The sequence below is a fragment of the Acidilobus sp. 7A genome, assembly GCF_003431325.1.
Lineage (GTDB): Archaea > Thermoproteota > Thermoprotei_A > Sulfolobales > Acidilobaceae > Acidilobus.
The window spans coordinates 1,001,473-1,015,829 of sequence record NZ_CP010515.1 but is presented as its reverse complement, the minus strand read 5'-3'; the positions used below and the strand labels follow the sequence as shown (position 1 = coordinate 1,015,829).

Here is a 14,357-nt window from a genome sequence, read left to right as displayed (position 1 = left end):
AGAGTGAGCTGTTAGCCCGGCGGACTCACAGCAGTAATACTTACCCTCAGGAGCTAACACCCTGCAGCGCCTTAGGAACTCTAAGGAGGTTGGGCGAATGCCAGGGTTCACAGACGTGCTAAGAAGGGCCTTCAGCTGGGGGAGGGGTGAGGCTGAGGGCGTTGACATCCTTGGCCAGCAGGAGGGCATAAACTATGACGACATACTGGCCCAGCTTAACATAGTTAAGTCAGAGGTTGACAGGTACAAGCTCAAGCTCCTCGGCGAGATAAACGAGTACCACACGAAGCTCGTAGGCGCCATAAGGGCCCACGACAACGAGAGCATAGAGATCAACGCCTCCGAGCTGGTGATAAAGAAGAGGGTCTACAAGCTGGTCGCAAGCTACGGCCACCTGATAGGCATAGCCATAGAGAGGATAAAGGACGCCAGGACCATGGAGGCCATAACCAAGGCCCTCGCGCCGCTCCACTACGCCATGGGCGCCATAAGCAACTACCTATCAGGGCTTGCCCCGGACGCCACGGCGTCCCTTGCCTCAGTGTTTGAGTCAACGGAGAACGTGATAAGGAAGGTCAACGTGCTCAGCTCTGTCCTGCCCGAGGGCAGGAGCCTGGCGCTGCTCGACGACGACGTTAAGAAGGCCATATCTGAGGCCATGGCTGAGGCGCAGGCCGAGACCGAGAAGCTCACGCCGCAGGTCCCCAGGGCTGTTAGCCCTGAGGAGCTTGAGGCGAAGCTGATAGAGTACATCAAGGCCTCAGGGGGAGTGATAAGGGTGTCTAAGGTCGCTGAGGAGCTCGGCGTCTCCCCAGCCGCTGTCAGGGACATGCTAGCCAGGCTTGAGGCCAAGGGGGTGCTGAAGGTCGAGGGCCTAGGGCAGAGGGCCTAGGCTCTCACCCTAATATTGGTTAACGCAATAGCCCAGGCCGGGGGCTGAGCTAAGGTGTCAGGGAGCCCAGTGCAGATGCTGGAGGCGCTTGCCAAGAAGAAGATAGAGGAGGGGCTTGCCGCCGAGAAGGAGAAGGACTACGCGGCCGCCGCAGACAAGTACAGGAGGGCGCTGGACGCCCTCGAGGAGATACTGAGGAACTACCCGGACCATCCCCTGATAGGCGTCTACAGGAGGATGTACAGCGACGTCAAGTCAAGGCTTAAGTACGTGGAGGTCAAGGGGACGCAGCCCCTCAGCGAGGGCGATGATCTAGTCAAGGTCGACCTCAAGGGCGAAGTTAACGACGGCAGCGAGCCGCCTGAGTTCGTGCTCAGGGAGAGGCCCAAGGTGACATTTGACGACATAGCTGGCCTGGAAGACGCCAAGAGGGCCATAAGGGAGGCCATAATTTACCCCGTGGTGAAGCCCGAGCTCTTTCCCCTGGGCTGGCCTAGGGGCATTCTGCTCTACGGCCCCCCGGGCACTGGGAAGACCATGCTCGCGGCAGCTGTGGCCAACGAGGTGTCAGGGGAGTTCCTCTACGCCGACGCTGCCAGCATAATGAGCAAGTGGCTGGGCGAGGGCGAGAAGAACGTCAAGAAGCTCTTCGACTACGCCAGGGAGAGGGCCAGGTCTGGCGTACCCGTGATAATATTTATAGACGAGGTGGACGCCCTCTTCGGCGTGCACTCGAACGAGGTAGGGGGCGAGGTCAGGGTCAGGAACCAGTTCCTCAAGGAGATGGACGGCCTCCAGGACAAGGGGGAGAGGCTTCACGTCTACGTTATAGCGGCTACAAACAAGCCCTGGGACCTCGACGAGCCCTTCATAAGGAGGTTCCAGAAGAGGGTATACGTTGGGCTCCCTGACCTTGCGGCCAGGAAGAGGCTCCTTGAGACGCTCCTCTCAAAGCTCCCGGCAGGGGCCAAGGTTGACATAGATGAGCTGGCAAAGAGGCTTGAGGGGTACTCGGGCAGCGACATAAAGGACCTGGTACAGGACGCCTACATGAGGGCCGTTAGGGAGTACTTTGAGAACAGGGAGGGCGGCCTGAGGCCCGTCACAGCGGCTGACTTCGAGGAGGCCATGAGGAGCAGAAAGCCGAGCGTGGACGAGAGGATGCTTAAGGCCTATGAGGTCTGGACTGAGAAGTTCAAGGCCGTCTAAGGCCTCACCCCAACGACCCCCATAGCCTTGTCAACGTACCTGAGCCCCACGAAGCCCACAGCCCTAAGCTTCCCCACGACCCTTGGGCCCAGGCTCCTCCCCCTTGTCCTCCCGGGCTCCCCGGTGTAGTGGAATATCCTACCCCCGGGCCTCAGGAGCCTGTAGAGCTCCCTGTAGAAATCCCTTGAGTACAGGCAGCCGGTGCCCTGGGTTAGCCTGGGAGGGTCGTGGATCACCACGTCGAAGGCGCCCGTCATCTCCTTGAGGGCCTCGCAGGCGTCCCCCAGGACTATCGCTATGTTGCTGTCGGCGAGGCCGCGGCTCCACGGGTTCCTCTCGGCCACCCAGAGAACCGCCTCGCTGGCCTCAACAGTTGTGACGCGGGCCCCCCTCCTGGCTGACTCTATAGCGGTGTAGCCGAGGCCCGTGCCAACCTCAAGCACCCTGTCGCCCCGCTTAACTCCAGCCAGCCTGACCTTCAGGGCGGAGTCCTCAATGGGCTTAACGTCCTTGACCCTGTGCATGTGGATGCCGTTTATCTCAAGGGTCGGCGCCGTCCCGGGCAGGGGGACCAGCTTGTAGTAGGAGCTGGGGAGCCTCAGCTCAACCTCATAGTAGCCATCATCGCTCACAGCAAGGGCTGACCTCCTGGAGGAGTGTCTCCTTAGGACCTCAAGGGGAACCTTGGCCGAGACGCCGCAGCACTCAAGAGTTACGGAGTCTTCGCCCCTCCTGGCCTCGGCCTCGTCAAGGCCGATGTTGACGCTGACCCTGCCGCCCTCAGCCCTTGAAGCCTCGAGGCTCTCCCAGGGGGCCAGCACTAGGCACCTGCATGGGGTGAAGGAGAAGATCTCAGCCATTAAGTCAGCTCACCGAGCCACTCCCCTGAGCCCCCGCCGGGCTTCCTCGCCGCCCACTCCTTGACTAGGTCCAGGTCCCCTCCGCCCTTCTTGCAGCTCCTGTCGCCGCACTTGCAGAGGTCGATCTTAACGACTGCGGGCAGCTTGACCATGCTGCCTATGACCACCGCCTCGCCAGGGTTGAGGCTCGGCAGCATGTTGGCCAGGTCTTCGCTCAGCTCCTCGCTGGCCTCCTGCACGTACTTTATGTCCTGCGGCTCCACCATCTTCAGTATTATCTTGTTGTTGGTCTGGCTCAGCACGTCCGGGTCCACGTTCCTAGGCCTCTGGCTCACTATGACAAGCCCTATGCCGAACTTCCTCCCCTCCCTGGCTATCCTGGCGGCCCAGTACTTGGTGAGGGTGGAGTCCCTGGCTGGTATGAGCACGTGCGCCTCCTCTATGATTACTATAACAGGCGTCGGGTAGCCTTCACTGCCGTTGCTGCGCTTCCACCTCTTCCTCTCGAGCAGCAGCCTCCTGAGGTAGTGGCTCACTACGGCGTCAGCGCCGCGCTCGTCGAGCTCGCTCAGGTCGAAAACGTTGAGCATGTTAGGCTTAATGACCTCCTCGAGCCTCATAGGCACGCCGCTGTCAAGTATGTCACCGTAGTAGTCCTCAAGGTCGCTGAGCCTGTTGAGCACCCCTACGGCCGGGTCCCCTCCCTTCCCCTCCCCCATGAGCTCAACTGTCTTGCGGAGGGTCCCCATTATCTCGTTGGGGCTCACCTTGCCGGCCTGGTACTTCTCCATGACGTCCTCCCAGGCCTGCCTGAGCACCCTGAGCTGGTTCGTGGCGTTCTCAGGCATCCCAGTGAGCTCCACCAGCTCGCCGAAGGTCAACATGGCGGGCTGTATGGCCGGCGACCTCATGTAGTTCGCCTTGTCCTCGAGCCCCAGGTCGCCATACTCGCCGTGCATGTCGAATATGACAACGGTGGCGTTGAGCTCCTTGACAAGGCTGCGGGCCAGCACGCAGACAGTGTTGCTCTTGCCGCCGCCCGTGACGGCCAGAACCGCGAGGTGCCTCGTCAGCTTGTTGACGCTGACGCTGTAGGTTATATCTGAGTCGCTGACCAGGGAGCCCAGTCTGACCCAGCCCCCCTCCCTGCTCTCGCCCTTGAACACCTTCTCAAGCGTCTCCTTGGGGGCCTCGTAGACCTCCGTGCCTGGCCTCGGGGGGACCTTGGGCAGGGAGACCTCGCCCTCGGTGAGCGTGCCCTCGTAGCTTAGCCACCTCACCGTGCCCTTGACGTACGTGGGCGAGACGCCCGGGCTCTGCCTTATGAGCTGCACGAGGCCGTCAACGGACTCAGGGCTCGTGACGTCCTCTGACAACAGCTTGTTGCCTGACGATATGAACTCAAGTATGCCGAAGAGGCAGCCGTCCGGCGAGTCGGCGAGCACGTAAGTGCCTACGCGCGGCAGCCTGTCCTTGTCATCGGCGAAGAGAACCTGGCTGTTCCTGGGCGTGCTCTCCCCCACTATCCACCCGAGCCTCCTGCCTGACGCGCAATCGCTCATCATATATCACCCTAAACCCTCAACATGCTCCTGCTCTCGGGCGTGAGGTCGAGGCCCAGGGCCCTCATGGCCGCCTCCATCTCCGCCCTGGCGACCCTTGAGTTTGAGTCTGCTACCACCAGCGGCAGCGGGTAGCCCTCGGAGGTTAAGGGCAGCGAGGAGAGCCTTGAGACCACTTCCCTGAGCAGCCCCGCTGGGTCACCGGCGCCCGCGGAGCGGTCGTAGAGCACCTCGACCTTGAAGATGAAGCCCCCTGCCCTGAGCCTCACGAAGGCGCTGGCGACCGCCAGCCTGTTCTCGTAGAAGTCCCTGAGGCCGCCGACGTCTGGGTACATGCTGCGCTCCCTCTTGCTGAGGCCAAAGTAGTCGTAGACGCTGTTGTAGACGTTGGCCACAGCGTAGCCCGGCTCAAAGCTCCCCCTGGCCCTCAGGGTGGCCTCAACCAGGTGGACGTCCGGGAGGCTGCCGCCGCAGAAGCTCGTCGACCTGCTGGTCTTCACTACGAAGACGGGGGTTGAGCCCCTCGACCAGGCGGCCTCTATGACCCTCCTGAAGAGCAGGAGCCTCTCAAGGCTCTCAAGCGCAAGTATCGGGTAGTAGTCCCTGAGCGAGTTGCCTATCCCAAGGGCCCCCTCCCTGGCGAGCCTCATAAGCGCCCTGGCGCTCAGGGGCCTCCTCGTGGCCCCCTCAAGGACCTCGGCCAGGCAGTCTACGTCTGGCGTGGAGCACGTGCCCTTCGTGAGGCCCTCAAGCGCACCCCTGTGCTTAATGATGTGCTTGGCGGCGGCCTCAAGGCTCTCCTCCCACGTGGCCTTAGCGCCCACCCTGCCCCACCTCATGGGGGGCGTGCCGTCGAAGAGCGCGAGGCCCCCCGGCACCATGCTTTTGAGGGCCACCTCGAGCTCGAGGACCTGCCTGTAGCGCCTCATCCTCTGGCCCTGCTCAAGGCCCTGGGGCACTACAACGCCAACGAAGCCCTCCTGGAAGCTCCTCGGGGCCTCGCCGTCAACGAAGCCCGCCCCCCAGGCCTTCAGGGCAAACACGGTGTATGTCCTGAGCTTCCTGTCGCCCTGGCCGCCGTCCTCAACGGAGTAGGCAACGGGCCCCCTGGGCTCTGGCGGCGGGAGCCAGTTGAACTCGCAGGGCTCAGGCCTCACGTCTATCAGCGACCTTATCAGGTCCCTCAGCTCAAGCGCGTAAGCTACTACGCTCATCCCTCCTCGCACCTCACCCTTGAGAAGCCGTCGGGGCCCTTCTCCACCGTGCACACCTTGTCGACGTTGTCAACTAGGTCCGTGTGGTGGGTTATCACTATGAGCTGCTGCAGCCCTCCCTCCTCGGTCAGCCTACCAAGGACATCGACGAGGGCCCTCCTCCTCTCGTCGTCAAGCATGTCAGTTGGCTCGTCAAGGAGAAGGAAGCCTATGCTTGAGTGCATCACCCTGTTGAGTGCCAGCACGTAGGCCAGGGCTATCACTATCTGCTCGCCCCCGCTCAGGCCGGCTATGGGCCTCTCCCTGCCCTCCCTGTCCACGACGGTGAAGTAGAACGCGTCCTCGGTCTCCCTGACCTCCACCCTGGCGTAGTCGAGGCCAAAGACCCTGAACACGTCGTTCATCTCATTCTCAAGGCTGACGAGCGCCCTCCTGTAGAGGGTCTTCTCGAGCCTCTCTATGGCGCTGAGGGCCCCCAGGGCCGCGTCGAGCCTGTCAAGCGCCGCGGAGAGCGCCTGCTCGTCCTCATAGGCCCTGTCCGCGTCCTTCCTCAGCTGCTCAGCCCTTGACTTTGCTGAGGCCGCCTCTGCGGCGAGCTTGGTGTGGCGCTCCCTGGCCTCCTGCAGCGCCCTCCTCCTGGCGTCGCACATGGCGGCCTGCGACCTCAGGGAATCAAGCCTCGCCCTAACCTCAGAGGCCCTGGCCTCGAGCGACTTAACCTCAGAGGACGCGGCCTCCATCCTTGACCTCACCATGCTGAGCTGCTCCTTAAGGGACGGCAGCTCCGCGGCCGTCCTGACGGCCTCCTCAACGGCCCTCCTGGCCTCGTCGTAGCTCTTCGCGTTGACCGCCTGGATGAGCTCCCTGAGGGCCGAGTCCCTGGCCTCGGTCGCCTCCTTAAGCTTGGCTGAGAGCTCTGAGAAGCGCCTCCTCACTGCTTCAGCCTCCTCGGGCCTCACCTTAAGCTTTGAGAGCCTGTCGGCCGCCGAGACGTAGGCTGAGTAGCCCCTCTCAAGTCCCTTGGCCTCCTCCTTAAGCTCCTCCTCCCTTTCAACGATCTCCTTCAGCTGCGCCCTGAGGCCGCTGACGTCCTGCCGCTGCACCTTGGCGAGGGACTCGAGAAGCTGGGCCAGCTGTCCCAGGGCCGTCTGGGCCCCCCTGAGCCCCCCCTCGAGCTCAGTCGCCCTGGCCTCAAGCTCCTTAAGCTCCCTGTTGACTTCCTCCTCCTCCTCGTTAAGCCTCTTAGCCTCCTCCTCGTAGTGCCTCCTCAGCTCCTCCCTCCTGCCAGGCGACAGGGGGCTGCCGCAGACCGGACACCTGGCCTCGGAGCCCGAGGCCAGGACCCTCGTTATGTCATTAAGCTGTCCCCTGGCCTGCCTGATGGAGCCGAGCCTGCCCTGGAGCTCCTGGGCCCTCCTGCGGAGCCCCTCAAGCTCGTCGCTCAGCCTGTTAACGGCCTCCTGGGCGGATCTCAGGGCCTCCTGCGTAGGCTCAAGGCTGAGGCCGAGGGCAGAGCCGAGCCTCCTCGCGACGGCCTTCGCCTGCTCCATGAGCGAGCGGGCCTGGGCCTCCGCCGACTCGGCGCCCCTGATCGCTGCTGTCAGCTCAACCTCCTTCCTCTTAAGCTCGTCGAGCTCTGACGTCAGGTCAAGGTAGCGCCTGTAGTCGCCCTCGTGCTGCTTAAGGTCGTCAAGGGCCTCAACGGCCGGCCTCAGCGATGCCAGCTCGCCGTAGAGCGAGGCCAGCTGGGAGTTCAGCGCGTCAACCTCCCTCACCTTGGGCTCAAGCGAGGCAACGGCCTTAGCGTCCTCAGCCCTTGCAATCCTGGACTCGAGCTCCCTCTCGCTCTCCTCAAGCTCCTTCAGCTCCGAAGTCCTTGAGCTCAGCTGCCCCTCCACCTCCCTCAGCTGCGCCTCAAGCTCCGGCAGCGCCCCCACGGGGCCGCAGAGGCTGTCGACCTCGGCCTCAAGGCCCTTGACCTGGGCCTCGGCCTCCCTCAGCTGCGCCTCAAGCTCCTTGGCCCTTGCCTCGGCGTCCCTCAGCTCCGCAAGCCTGTCCTGCCTCTGCTTCCTCACGCCCTGCAGCGTGAGGGCCAGGTCGTTCCTCCTCCTTGGCCCTACCTCAAAGGAGGCTATGACGCTCCCGTCGCTCCTCACGGCCCTTATGGAGTGCGACCTTATGTTGTCAACCGCCGCCCTGAGCTGAGGGATGCCTATGGCGGTCTCCACCAGCTCCCTGAGCCTCTTGCTGTCCTCGCGGGCAAGGACTGAGGCTATCTCCTCAAGTCCCCCCTGCCTTATTATAACGGCCGACTCTATGAAGCCCCTGTAGTCGCTCACGCCCGCGAGGCCCAGAAGCTTGGCCACCTCCTCCCTGTAGGCCGAGGCAGCGCTGGCCACGAGCTTCCCGTTCACCTTGAGCCTGTACGACGAGGTGGCCGAGTCCCTGCGCCTCTCAACTGTGGCAGCTGCGACAGCCTCCTGGCCGGAGTCGTCCTTGAGCGTGAGCTCAACCATGGCTGAGCTGGAGCCCACGCTCACCAGGTTAGCGAGCTTGCCCCTCCAGCCCGAGGTCGTCAGGGCGAAGTAGATCGCCTCAAACATGCTTGACTTCCCGGCGCCGTTCTCCCCGACTATGGCTATGCTGCCCCTTGGCAGCTCTACTGTGGTGCCCCTGTGGCTCAGGAAGTTCCTAAGCGTCAGCCTGCTTATGGTCAGCGTCACTGCGAGCTCAGCCTCCTAAGTATGTCAAGGGACCTCTGCCACGAGGCCAGCTTCTCAAGGGTCGAGTCCACGGACTCCTCGTCGCCCTCAGCGGCCGCGGCCGCAAGCTCAAGGACTGCCCTGGCCGTGAACTCGTCGTTCTCAACTATCTCCTGCATCAGCTTCACTACGTCAATTCTCCCCTCCTCGCGCCTGAGCTCCCTGGCATCCCCCTCTTCCTCCTCGGCCCTCCTGACGTGGGGTATTATTATCATGTTAAGCTCCCTGCTGAGCCTGCTGGCCTCAGCCGCGATGAGCCTCGTGGGCACGCCCGGCATAGCTGTGACCTCAAGGTGAACCAGGGGCTCAGGCCCTCCCCCCTGGCCACTCACCTTGCTGAGGGCCGCCTTCATGTCGTAGTAGGCCGAGTTGGGCTCCTTCACGGTGACAGGCACGACGAAGTGCTCCCTGACCTGCACGGGCACCTCCTGCACGGACGCCTCGTCTCCCGATAGGTCAATGAGGAGGGGCCCCCTCCTGTGGCTCAGCCTCGCCTCCTCGAGGTCCAGCGGGTAGATGGAGCCCGGGTAGGCGTACCAGAGGGCGCCGTCTACAAGCTCAACCTTGCCTATGGTCCTCGAGTGTATGTGCCCCAGGGCAACGTAGTTCACCCTTGGGAACGAGTTGACGGAGGTAACGGTCTCGGAGGGGAACCTGAATACGGGGTCAACCGGTATGTGGGCCACGAAGACGGCCTTAATCCCGTCGCCCCTGAGCCTCCTTGCTGCCGCGTCGTAGAAGGGCCTCAGGTCGCTGTAGTGCTTCCTCCTCTCCTCAACGCTGACCTTGAAGAAGGGGTAGACCAGGAAGGCGGCGCCCCCCAGCCTAACCGTCATGATGTCGACCACCTGCTGGGGCTGGCTGACGTTTGCCCCCAGCAGGCTCGGTGCAGTGAAGCCCTCTATGGCCTCGGACATTATTGAGAGGGCGCTCGCCTCCCTCCTGCCCGGCGTGTCGTGCTCGCCGTGCGCCGCGACCACCTTAATTCCCCTCGAGGTGAACGACTTGAGCATCCTGACCGCTGTGACAAGCGTGTTGTTGTCCGGGTGAGGCGAGTCGAAGACGTCGCCGGCGAGCACTAGGGCCTCCGCGTGCTCCCTCGCCACGGCCTCCAGGGACTCCTCGAAGGCCCTGAAGACGTCGTCATATATTGCCCTCTCGCCGTACTTCCTGGCGCCCAGGTGGACGTCTGACATGTGGGCTATCAGCAACCGGGCCCCGGCCTCCTCCCTGTTAAGGCGCGGTAATACCTTAAATTCTACGTGCAAGGGGCGGGGCCTCATCCACTATAAGGGCGGGCGTCAGCCGTAACACTATTATTACTAGGCAGCCTTAGCAGCTTGGGCTAGCTCTATGGGAAGCCTCGTTGAGAGGATCGGCGAGTGCGGCCGCCTGCTCCAGGTGGCCCTTGACTTCACAGACCTGAGGGACGCCGTGAGGGTGGGCTCGCTCACGGCCCTTGGGCCCGCCGTTATACTTGAGGCCGGCACGCCGCTGATAAAGGCTGAGGGCATGAAGGCCGTAGACGTGCTCAGGTCAATACCCGGCCGCCACCTCGTGATGGCTGACACCAAGACCATGGACGTGGGGGGACTTGAGGCGAGGCTGGCGTTCGAGCACGGGGCCGACGCCATGAGCGTCCTCGCCGCGAGCAGCGAGGAGACGATAAGGGAGGCCGTCAGGGAGGCCGAGGCCGCTGGGAGGGACGTGTACGCAGACCTCATGGGCTTCACGGACCTCGGCCCCTGGGTTGAGAAGGCCAGGAGGGCCGGGGCCCACGTGGCGCTGATACACATAGGCATAGACGTCCAGAGGGCCCTGGGCATAACGGCCGCCCAGGCGAAGGACGTGGTCAGGAGGGCCAAGGAGCTCTTCAGGGGACCAGTTGCCGTGGCTGGGGGCATAAAGCCTGAGGACGTGGCCGGCGTCGCGGAGGCCGGGGCTGACATTATAATTATAGGCTCAGCTATAACTAAGGCGGCTGACCCGGCCTCCGCGGCCAGGAGGGCCCTGGAGGGCCTCAGGCCGAGGTGTTAAGATGGAGGCGAAGGAGGCGGTAAGGGAGTCCATAAGGGAGTACAACAGGTACAGGGCACCTGAGGCGGTCGCAAGGATTGTGACTAGGAGGGGCGACGTCTATTACATAAAGTTTGATGGCACCTACTGCGAGACGTGCGGCCTCTACGACTGGATAGAGGACCTGAAGTACATAATGGAGTCCAAGGGCCTTCAGGCCGAGGTAGAGGGCTTGAAGGAGCCTGAGGGGCCCGCCGGGAGCGTCAGGGTGGCGGCCTTCAGGGTGAGGCTGCCCGCCTAGACCTGAAGACGAGGCCTGAGGGGCCAACCTCAACGTCAAGGGACCCCTCGTCCCTCATGCACCTTATGTAGCCCTTTACTGTGGCCTCAAGCAACATAACAACGTCAGGCGCCAGCTGGGAGTACTTGAACCTGTTGAGAAGGGCTGAGACTATGTCGCTGAGGGAGGAGCCCCTTGAGGCCGCCTCGGCGACCACCTCGCCCGCCTCCTCGATCCTCCTAATGTTGGCCTCTATCATGGGCCCGGCCTCCGAGGCCTTGAGCACGGGGCCGTGCGATGGAACGATGATCTCAGCCCTGCCCTCAAGGCCCTCTATAGTCTTAAGGCTTGCCTCTGCGGCGCACGGCATCCTGTGGTAGGGCACGCCGTACTTCTCAAGCACCCTGTCCCCGAAAATAGAGTCCGCCGCGTAGAGGACGCCGTCGGGCGTTATGACCCCCAGCTGGCCGTCCGTGTGGCCCGGCAGCCTGACCAGCTTAAGGGGACCGTAGCTGTCCCCCTCAACCTCCACGTCAACCCTTATGGGAGGGCCGTGGAACGCCAGGAGGCTGTCCTCGGGGTTAACGGGGTAGCCGAAGGTCATCACGACCCTGAGCTCAGGGTTCCTAGCAACTGGGGCGTCGGCCTTGCTCATTGCCACCTCGTCAACTGTTAGGTCCCCCAGGGCCTGCAGGTGGTCGCTGTGGTAGTGGGTGACAAGGACCATCACTTTCCTCGCGGAGAGCCTCTCCAGGTCCCTCCTCAGCGCCCTGGGCCTGTCCTCGCCCTGGCCTGGGTCCACGACATAGACAACTCCGGGCTCCGCCGCGTAGAGGACTGTCGCAGGGCTCCCCTTCTCAAGGAACGTGTTTCCAACAAGGCCACTTAACGTCAAGGCTTTTCCCACGAGTGTGGAAAAGGGTAGGAAGTAAAAAAGCTAAGTTACGTTAAGTTTGAGCTTAGAACTCCTCCTCTTCCCCTCCGCCCTCGCTCTCCTCTTCGCCCTCCTCCCCGCCGCCACCGCCTCCGTAGGACCTCCCGCCCCCGCCGAAGCTGCGGCGGCCGAACCTCCTCCCACCTCCCCTCCTAGGGGGCCTGTAGTCGGAGGAGGCCTTGGGCGTGCTCTCCGGTATCTCCTCCGCCTTAGGCACCTCGCCGTCGTCTATCTTCTGTATCGTCCCTCTGCCGCCTATGTTGAGCTGCACCTGGCCCCTGAAGCTTGTGGTCCAGGCGCCCTTGAGCTCAACGGCGTCTCCCTCCTGCAGCTTGCCGGCCTGCTGGCCCCACGCCGTCAGCTTCACCCTGCCTGTCTCGTCGCCTACTATGGCCTCGCTTATTGTCCTGTCGCCGCGCTGCGTGTGTATTGTCTTGGGCGGCTCAGCACTTATAACACGGACCTTTATGTCCACGTTGTCCTCTCCCTCGCGAAGGTTAGAAACCTTGCGAGGGGACTCGTTACCTCCAGACACCTTGCACACTCCCTTCTGCTACGCGACCCCTCCCGCTATGCGGGAAGGGGCCAAGGTCAGCTGGCCGGCAGGGTTTTTAAGGGCTTCTATCGGCGTCCATGCATTATCAAAGCTTTTTTCCCTGCTGTCATGAGGCAGGGGCGGTGGAGCGGATGAGCCTTTGCCCCGCTTAGGGCGTACATAGGCCTCGTCGAGGTAGCCTCGATAAGGCCCCACGAGCTCTTCCTCGAGGGCCACGTCAAGGAGGTAATGGAAGGCATTGCGAGGGGGAGGGTGGTCCACAGGCCCCTCATAGTTGACGCCGCAACCATGACGCTGATAGACGGCGCCCACAGGCTGGAGGCCCTGAGAAGGCTGGGCGCCTCCCTTGCGCCCGTTATAGCGGTTGACTACTCCCAGGTTGAGGTGGCAGGGTGGGCCAGGGAGTACGAGCTGAGCGACGAGGCGCTCTCCGCAATAAAGAGGCTTGCCCCCGTGAGCGTGAGGGGAAGGCAAGACGGCAGCGTCGTTGTAAGGCTTGAGGGCCTTAAGTCGTACTATGACGTGAGGGAGTTCGAGGCCGACGGCTTTGAGCTCAGGAGGGTCTCGGCGAGCCCAGGGGCCCTCAGGGGCCTCATAGTCGTGCCGCCTAGGCCCACAAGGGAGCTCGTGCTCAGCGCCGCCGAAAGCGGGGAGCTGCTGCCGCCCAGGTCGACGAGGCACATAACCATAGCCAAGAGGGTAGCGATGCCGGTGCCGCTCTCGTCCCTCCTCGCCTAGGGGGCCAGCCTGAGCCCGAGGTACCTGGCTGCGGCGCCCCTTATCACGGCATAGGTGTTGGCCAGGTCGCTAACCTCAACGTACTCGTTGTAGGAGTGGGCCACAGTCAGCCTCCCCGGCCCGTAGATCACCGTGGGTACTCCCCTGGCCCTGAGGTGCCTCCCGTCCGTGGCCCCAGTCATTATTATGTGCCTCGGCCTGGCGCCCAGGGCCTCCACCCCCTCGCCCACGAGCCTAACTATTGCCTCGCCGGGCGGCGTGTAGTTTGGCTCGCTGGTGTCTATTGCCTCAACCTCTGCCAGCCCACTGAGGGCCTCCCTCAGCCTCCCTATGACTTGGCCTGGCGAGGAGCCTGGGGGCAGCCTCATGTCAAGCTCCAGCTCTGCAAGGTCTGGCACCACGTTTATCTTGGACCCTCCCCTTATCACGCCCGGGTTGAACGATATGGAGCCCATGGCCCTGGTGAAGTCCTCCTCGCCGAGCCCCGGCGCCCTGGCCCCCTCCATGTAGGCCCTGGCGGAGTCCCTCAGCGCGTCCCTGAGCTCATCGGGCGGCCTCAGGTCCCTGTTGAGCTCCTCAACGACCTCCTGGGCCCTCCCCACGGCCCTGATAAGCTTAAGTATTGCGTTGTCGCCGAGCAGCGGCAGGCTCCCGTGGGCCGGCACCCCCCTGGCGACGAGCCTGACCTGGCAGAGGCCCTTCTCGCCTATGCATATAGTGTCGAAGCCCGTGGGCTCAGCGACTATGGCCGCGTCCCCAGCCAGGGCGCCGTCCTCTACGAGTGCCTTGACGCCGGCTCCCCCTCCAACCTCCTCGTCAGCCGTGGCCGCGAGCACGAGGGAGCCCGAGCCCTCCCTCTCGACCGCTGGCCCGAGCTCGGCGAAGACAGCCATGAGCACGGCCAGGCCACCCTTCATGTCCGCCGCCCCCCTGCCGAACACCCTGCCGTCGACCACCTTGCCTGAGAACGGCGGGTACCTCCACCTGGACTCGTCGCCAGGGGGCACGACGTCCGTGTGCCCGTTGAGTATCAGAGTTGGCCTCCCGCTCCCCGCCCTGGCTATCACGTTCGGCTTCCCCCTCTCGTACTCCTTGACCTCCGGGCTGAAGCCGCGCTCGCTGAGCCACTCCCTTATCACGCCCGCCACCTCGGTCACGTCGCCGGGCGGGTTGACGCCCTTTGCCCTCACGAGCTCCGAGGTCAGCTGGGCCAGCTCCTCAGCCCTCACGTCATCCGCCGGCCTGACTCGCACACCCAATAAATATTTAAAAGTTCCCTCAACTTTCTAAGATCAGTTTAATTTATTAGTTAGAACAACTGTGTAGGGTCCCCT

13 protein-coding genes are annotated in these 14,357 nt (G+C 63.2%); 5 read left to right on the top strand and 8 right to left on the bottom strand.

Features of this window, described 5'->3' with window-relative positions; all coding sequences use genetic code 11:
* Positions 1 to 97: 97 nt before the first annotated feature.
* Positions 98 to 892: a winged helix-turn-helix transcriptional regulator gene (locus tag SE86_RS05065; RefSeq protein ID WP_117354552.1), complete on the top strand. Its 795-nt coding sequence runs from the start codon at positions 98 to 100 to the stop codon at positions 890 to 892.
* Between the two features lie 54 nt (positions 893 to 946).
* The gene (locus SE86_RS05060; protein WP_117354551.1) at positions 947 to 2,101 is read left to right on the top strand and encodes an ATP-binding protein; all 1,155 of its coding nucleotides are present in this window, start codon (positions 947 to 949) and stop codon (positions 2,099 to 2,101) included.
* On the opposite strand, the gene SE86_RS05055 is transcribed toward SE86_RS05060, so the two are convergent.
* Genes SE86_RS05055 through SE86_RS05035 form a run of 5 tightly spaced genes read right to left on the bottom strand, consistent with a single transcriptional unit; the run spans position 2,098 to position 9,710 of the window.
* Entirely contained in the window at positions 2,098 to 2,961 is an 864-nt protein-coding gene (locus SE86_RS05055; RefSeq protein ID WP_117354550.1) for a methyltransferase domain-containing protein, read from the bottom strand. The two genes, SE86_RS05060 and SE86_RS05055, sit on opposite strands and share 4 nt — an antisense overlap.
* A complete protein-coding gene (locus tag SE86_RS05050; protein WP_211096502.1) occupies positions 2,961 to 4,523 on the bottom strand; it encodes an ATP-binding protein in 1,563 nt (520 codons plus the stop codon). The genes SE86_RS05055 and SE86_RS05050 overlap by 1 nt, the downstream gene beginning before the upstream one ends.
* Before the next feature lie 11 nt (positions 4,524 to 4,534).
* Complete coding sequence (locus SE86_RS05045) at positions 4,535 to 5,737, bottom strand: DNA double-strand break repair nuclease NurA (RefSeq protein ID WP_117354548.1); 1,203 nt, start codon at positions 5,735 to 5,737, stop codon at positions 4,535 to 4,537.
* Positions 5,734 to 8,460 (bottom strand): SMC family ATPase, encoded by a 2,727-nt coding sequence (locus SE86_RS05040; protein ID WP_117354547.1) that lies wholly within the window; start codon positions 8,458 to 8,460, stop codon positions 5,734 to 5,736. Before SE86_RS05040 ends, SE86_RS05045 begins: the two co-directional genes overlap by 4 nt.
* On the bottom strand, positions 8,457 to 9,710 hold the full coding sequence (locus SE86_RS05035) for an exonuclease SbcCD subunit D (protein WP_158543133.1): 1,254 nt from the start codon (positions 9,708 to 9,710) through the stop codon (positions 8,457 to 8,459). Before SE86_RS05035 ends, SE86_RS05040 begins: the two co-directional genes overlap by 4 nt.
* 142 nt (positions 9,711 to 9,852) lie before the next feature.
* Between SE86_RS05035 and SE86_RS05030 the strand changes: the two genes are divergently transcribed.
* Positions 9,853 to 10,536, top strand: coding sequence for an orotidine 5'-phosphate decarboxylase / HUMPS family protein (locus SE86_RS05030; protein WP_117354545.1), 684 nt, complete (start codon positions 9,853 to 9,855; stop codon positions 10,534 to 10,536).
* 1 nt (position 10,537) lies between these two features.
* Entirely contained in the window at positions 10,538 to 10,816 is a 279-nt protein-coding gene (locus SE86_RS05025; RefSeq protein WP_117354544.1) for a hypothetical protein, read from the top strand.
* Here SE86_RS05025 and SE86_RS05020 read toward each other — a convergent pair.
* Positions 10,794 to 11,690, bottom strand: coding sequence for an MBL fold metallo-hydrolase (locus SE86_RS05020; RefSeq protein WP_158543132.1), 897 nt, complete (start codon positions 11,688 to 11,690; stop codon positions 10,794 to 10,796). The genes SE86_RS05025 and SE86_RS05020 overlap by 23 nt on opposite strands.
* A 64-nt stretch (positions 11,691 to 11,754) precedes the next feature.
* Positions 11,755 to 12,264, bottom strand: a complete 510-nt coding sequence (locus tag SE86_RS05015) for an OB-fold nucleic acid binding domain-containing protein (protein WP_117355138.1) — start codon at positions 12,262 to 12,264, stop codon at positions 11,755 to 11,757.
* A 180-nt stretch (positions 12,265 to 12,444) separates the two neighbouring features.
* Here SE86_RS05015 and SE86_RS05010 point away from each other — a divergent pair, with 180 nt between their 5' ends.
* Complete coding sequence (locus tag SE86_RS05010) at positions 12,445 to 13,023, top strand: ParB N-terminal domain-containing protein (protein WP_342755371.1); 579 nt, start codon at positions 12,445 to 12,447, stop codon at positions 13,021 to 13,023.
* Here SE86_RS05010 and SE86_RS05005 read toward each other — a convergent pair.
* Positions 13,020 to 14,252 (bottom strand): M20 family metallopeptidase, encoded by a 1,233-nt coding sequence (locus tag SE86_RS05005; protein ID WP_211096501.1) that lies wholly within the window; start codon positions 14,250 to 14,252, stop codon positions 13,020 to 13,022. The genes SE86_RS05010 and SE86_RS05005 overlap by 4 nt on opposite strands.
* Positions 14,253 to 14,357 lie beyond the last annotated feature (105 nt).

What these genes read in the sequence shown, in the direction of transcription:
- SE86_RS05065 (WP_117354552.1), top strand. Translation starts at nt 98, where the DNA reads ATGCCAGGGTTCACAGACGTGCTAAGAAGGGCCTTCAGCTGGGGGAGG.
- SE86_RS05055 (WP_117354550.1), bottom strand. Translation starts at nt 2,961, where the DNA reads ATGGCTGAGATCTTCTCCTTCACCCCATGCAGGTGCCTAGTGCTGGCC.
- SE86_RS05050 (WP_211096502.1), bottom strand. Translation starts at nt 4,523, where the DNA reads ATGAGCGATTGCGCGTCAGGCAGGAGGCTCGGGTGGATAGTGGGGGAG.
- SE86_RS05045 (WP_117354548.1), bottom strand. Translation starts at nt 5,737, where the DNA reads ATGAGCGTAGTAGCTTACGCGCTTGAGCTGAGGGACCTGATAAGGTCG.
- SE86_RS05030 (WP_117354545.1), top strand. Translation starts at nt 9,853, where the DNA reads ATGGGAAGCCTCGTTGAGAGGATCGGCGAGTGCGGCCGCCTGCTCCAG.
- SE86_RS05025 (WP_117354544.1), top strand. Translation starts at nt 10,538, where the DNA reads ATGGAGGCGAAGGAGGCGGTAAGGGAGTCCATAAGGGAGTACAACAGG.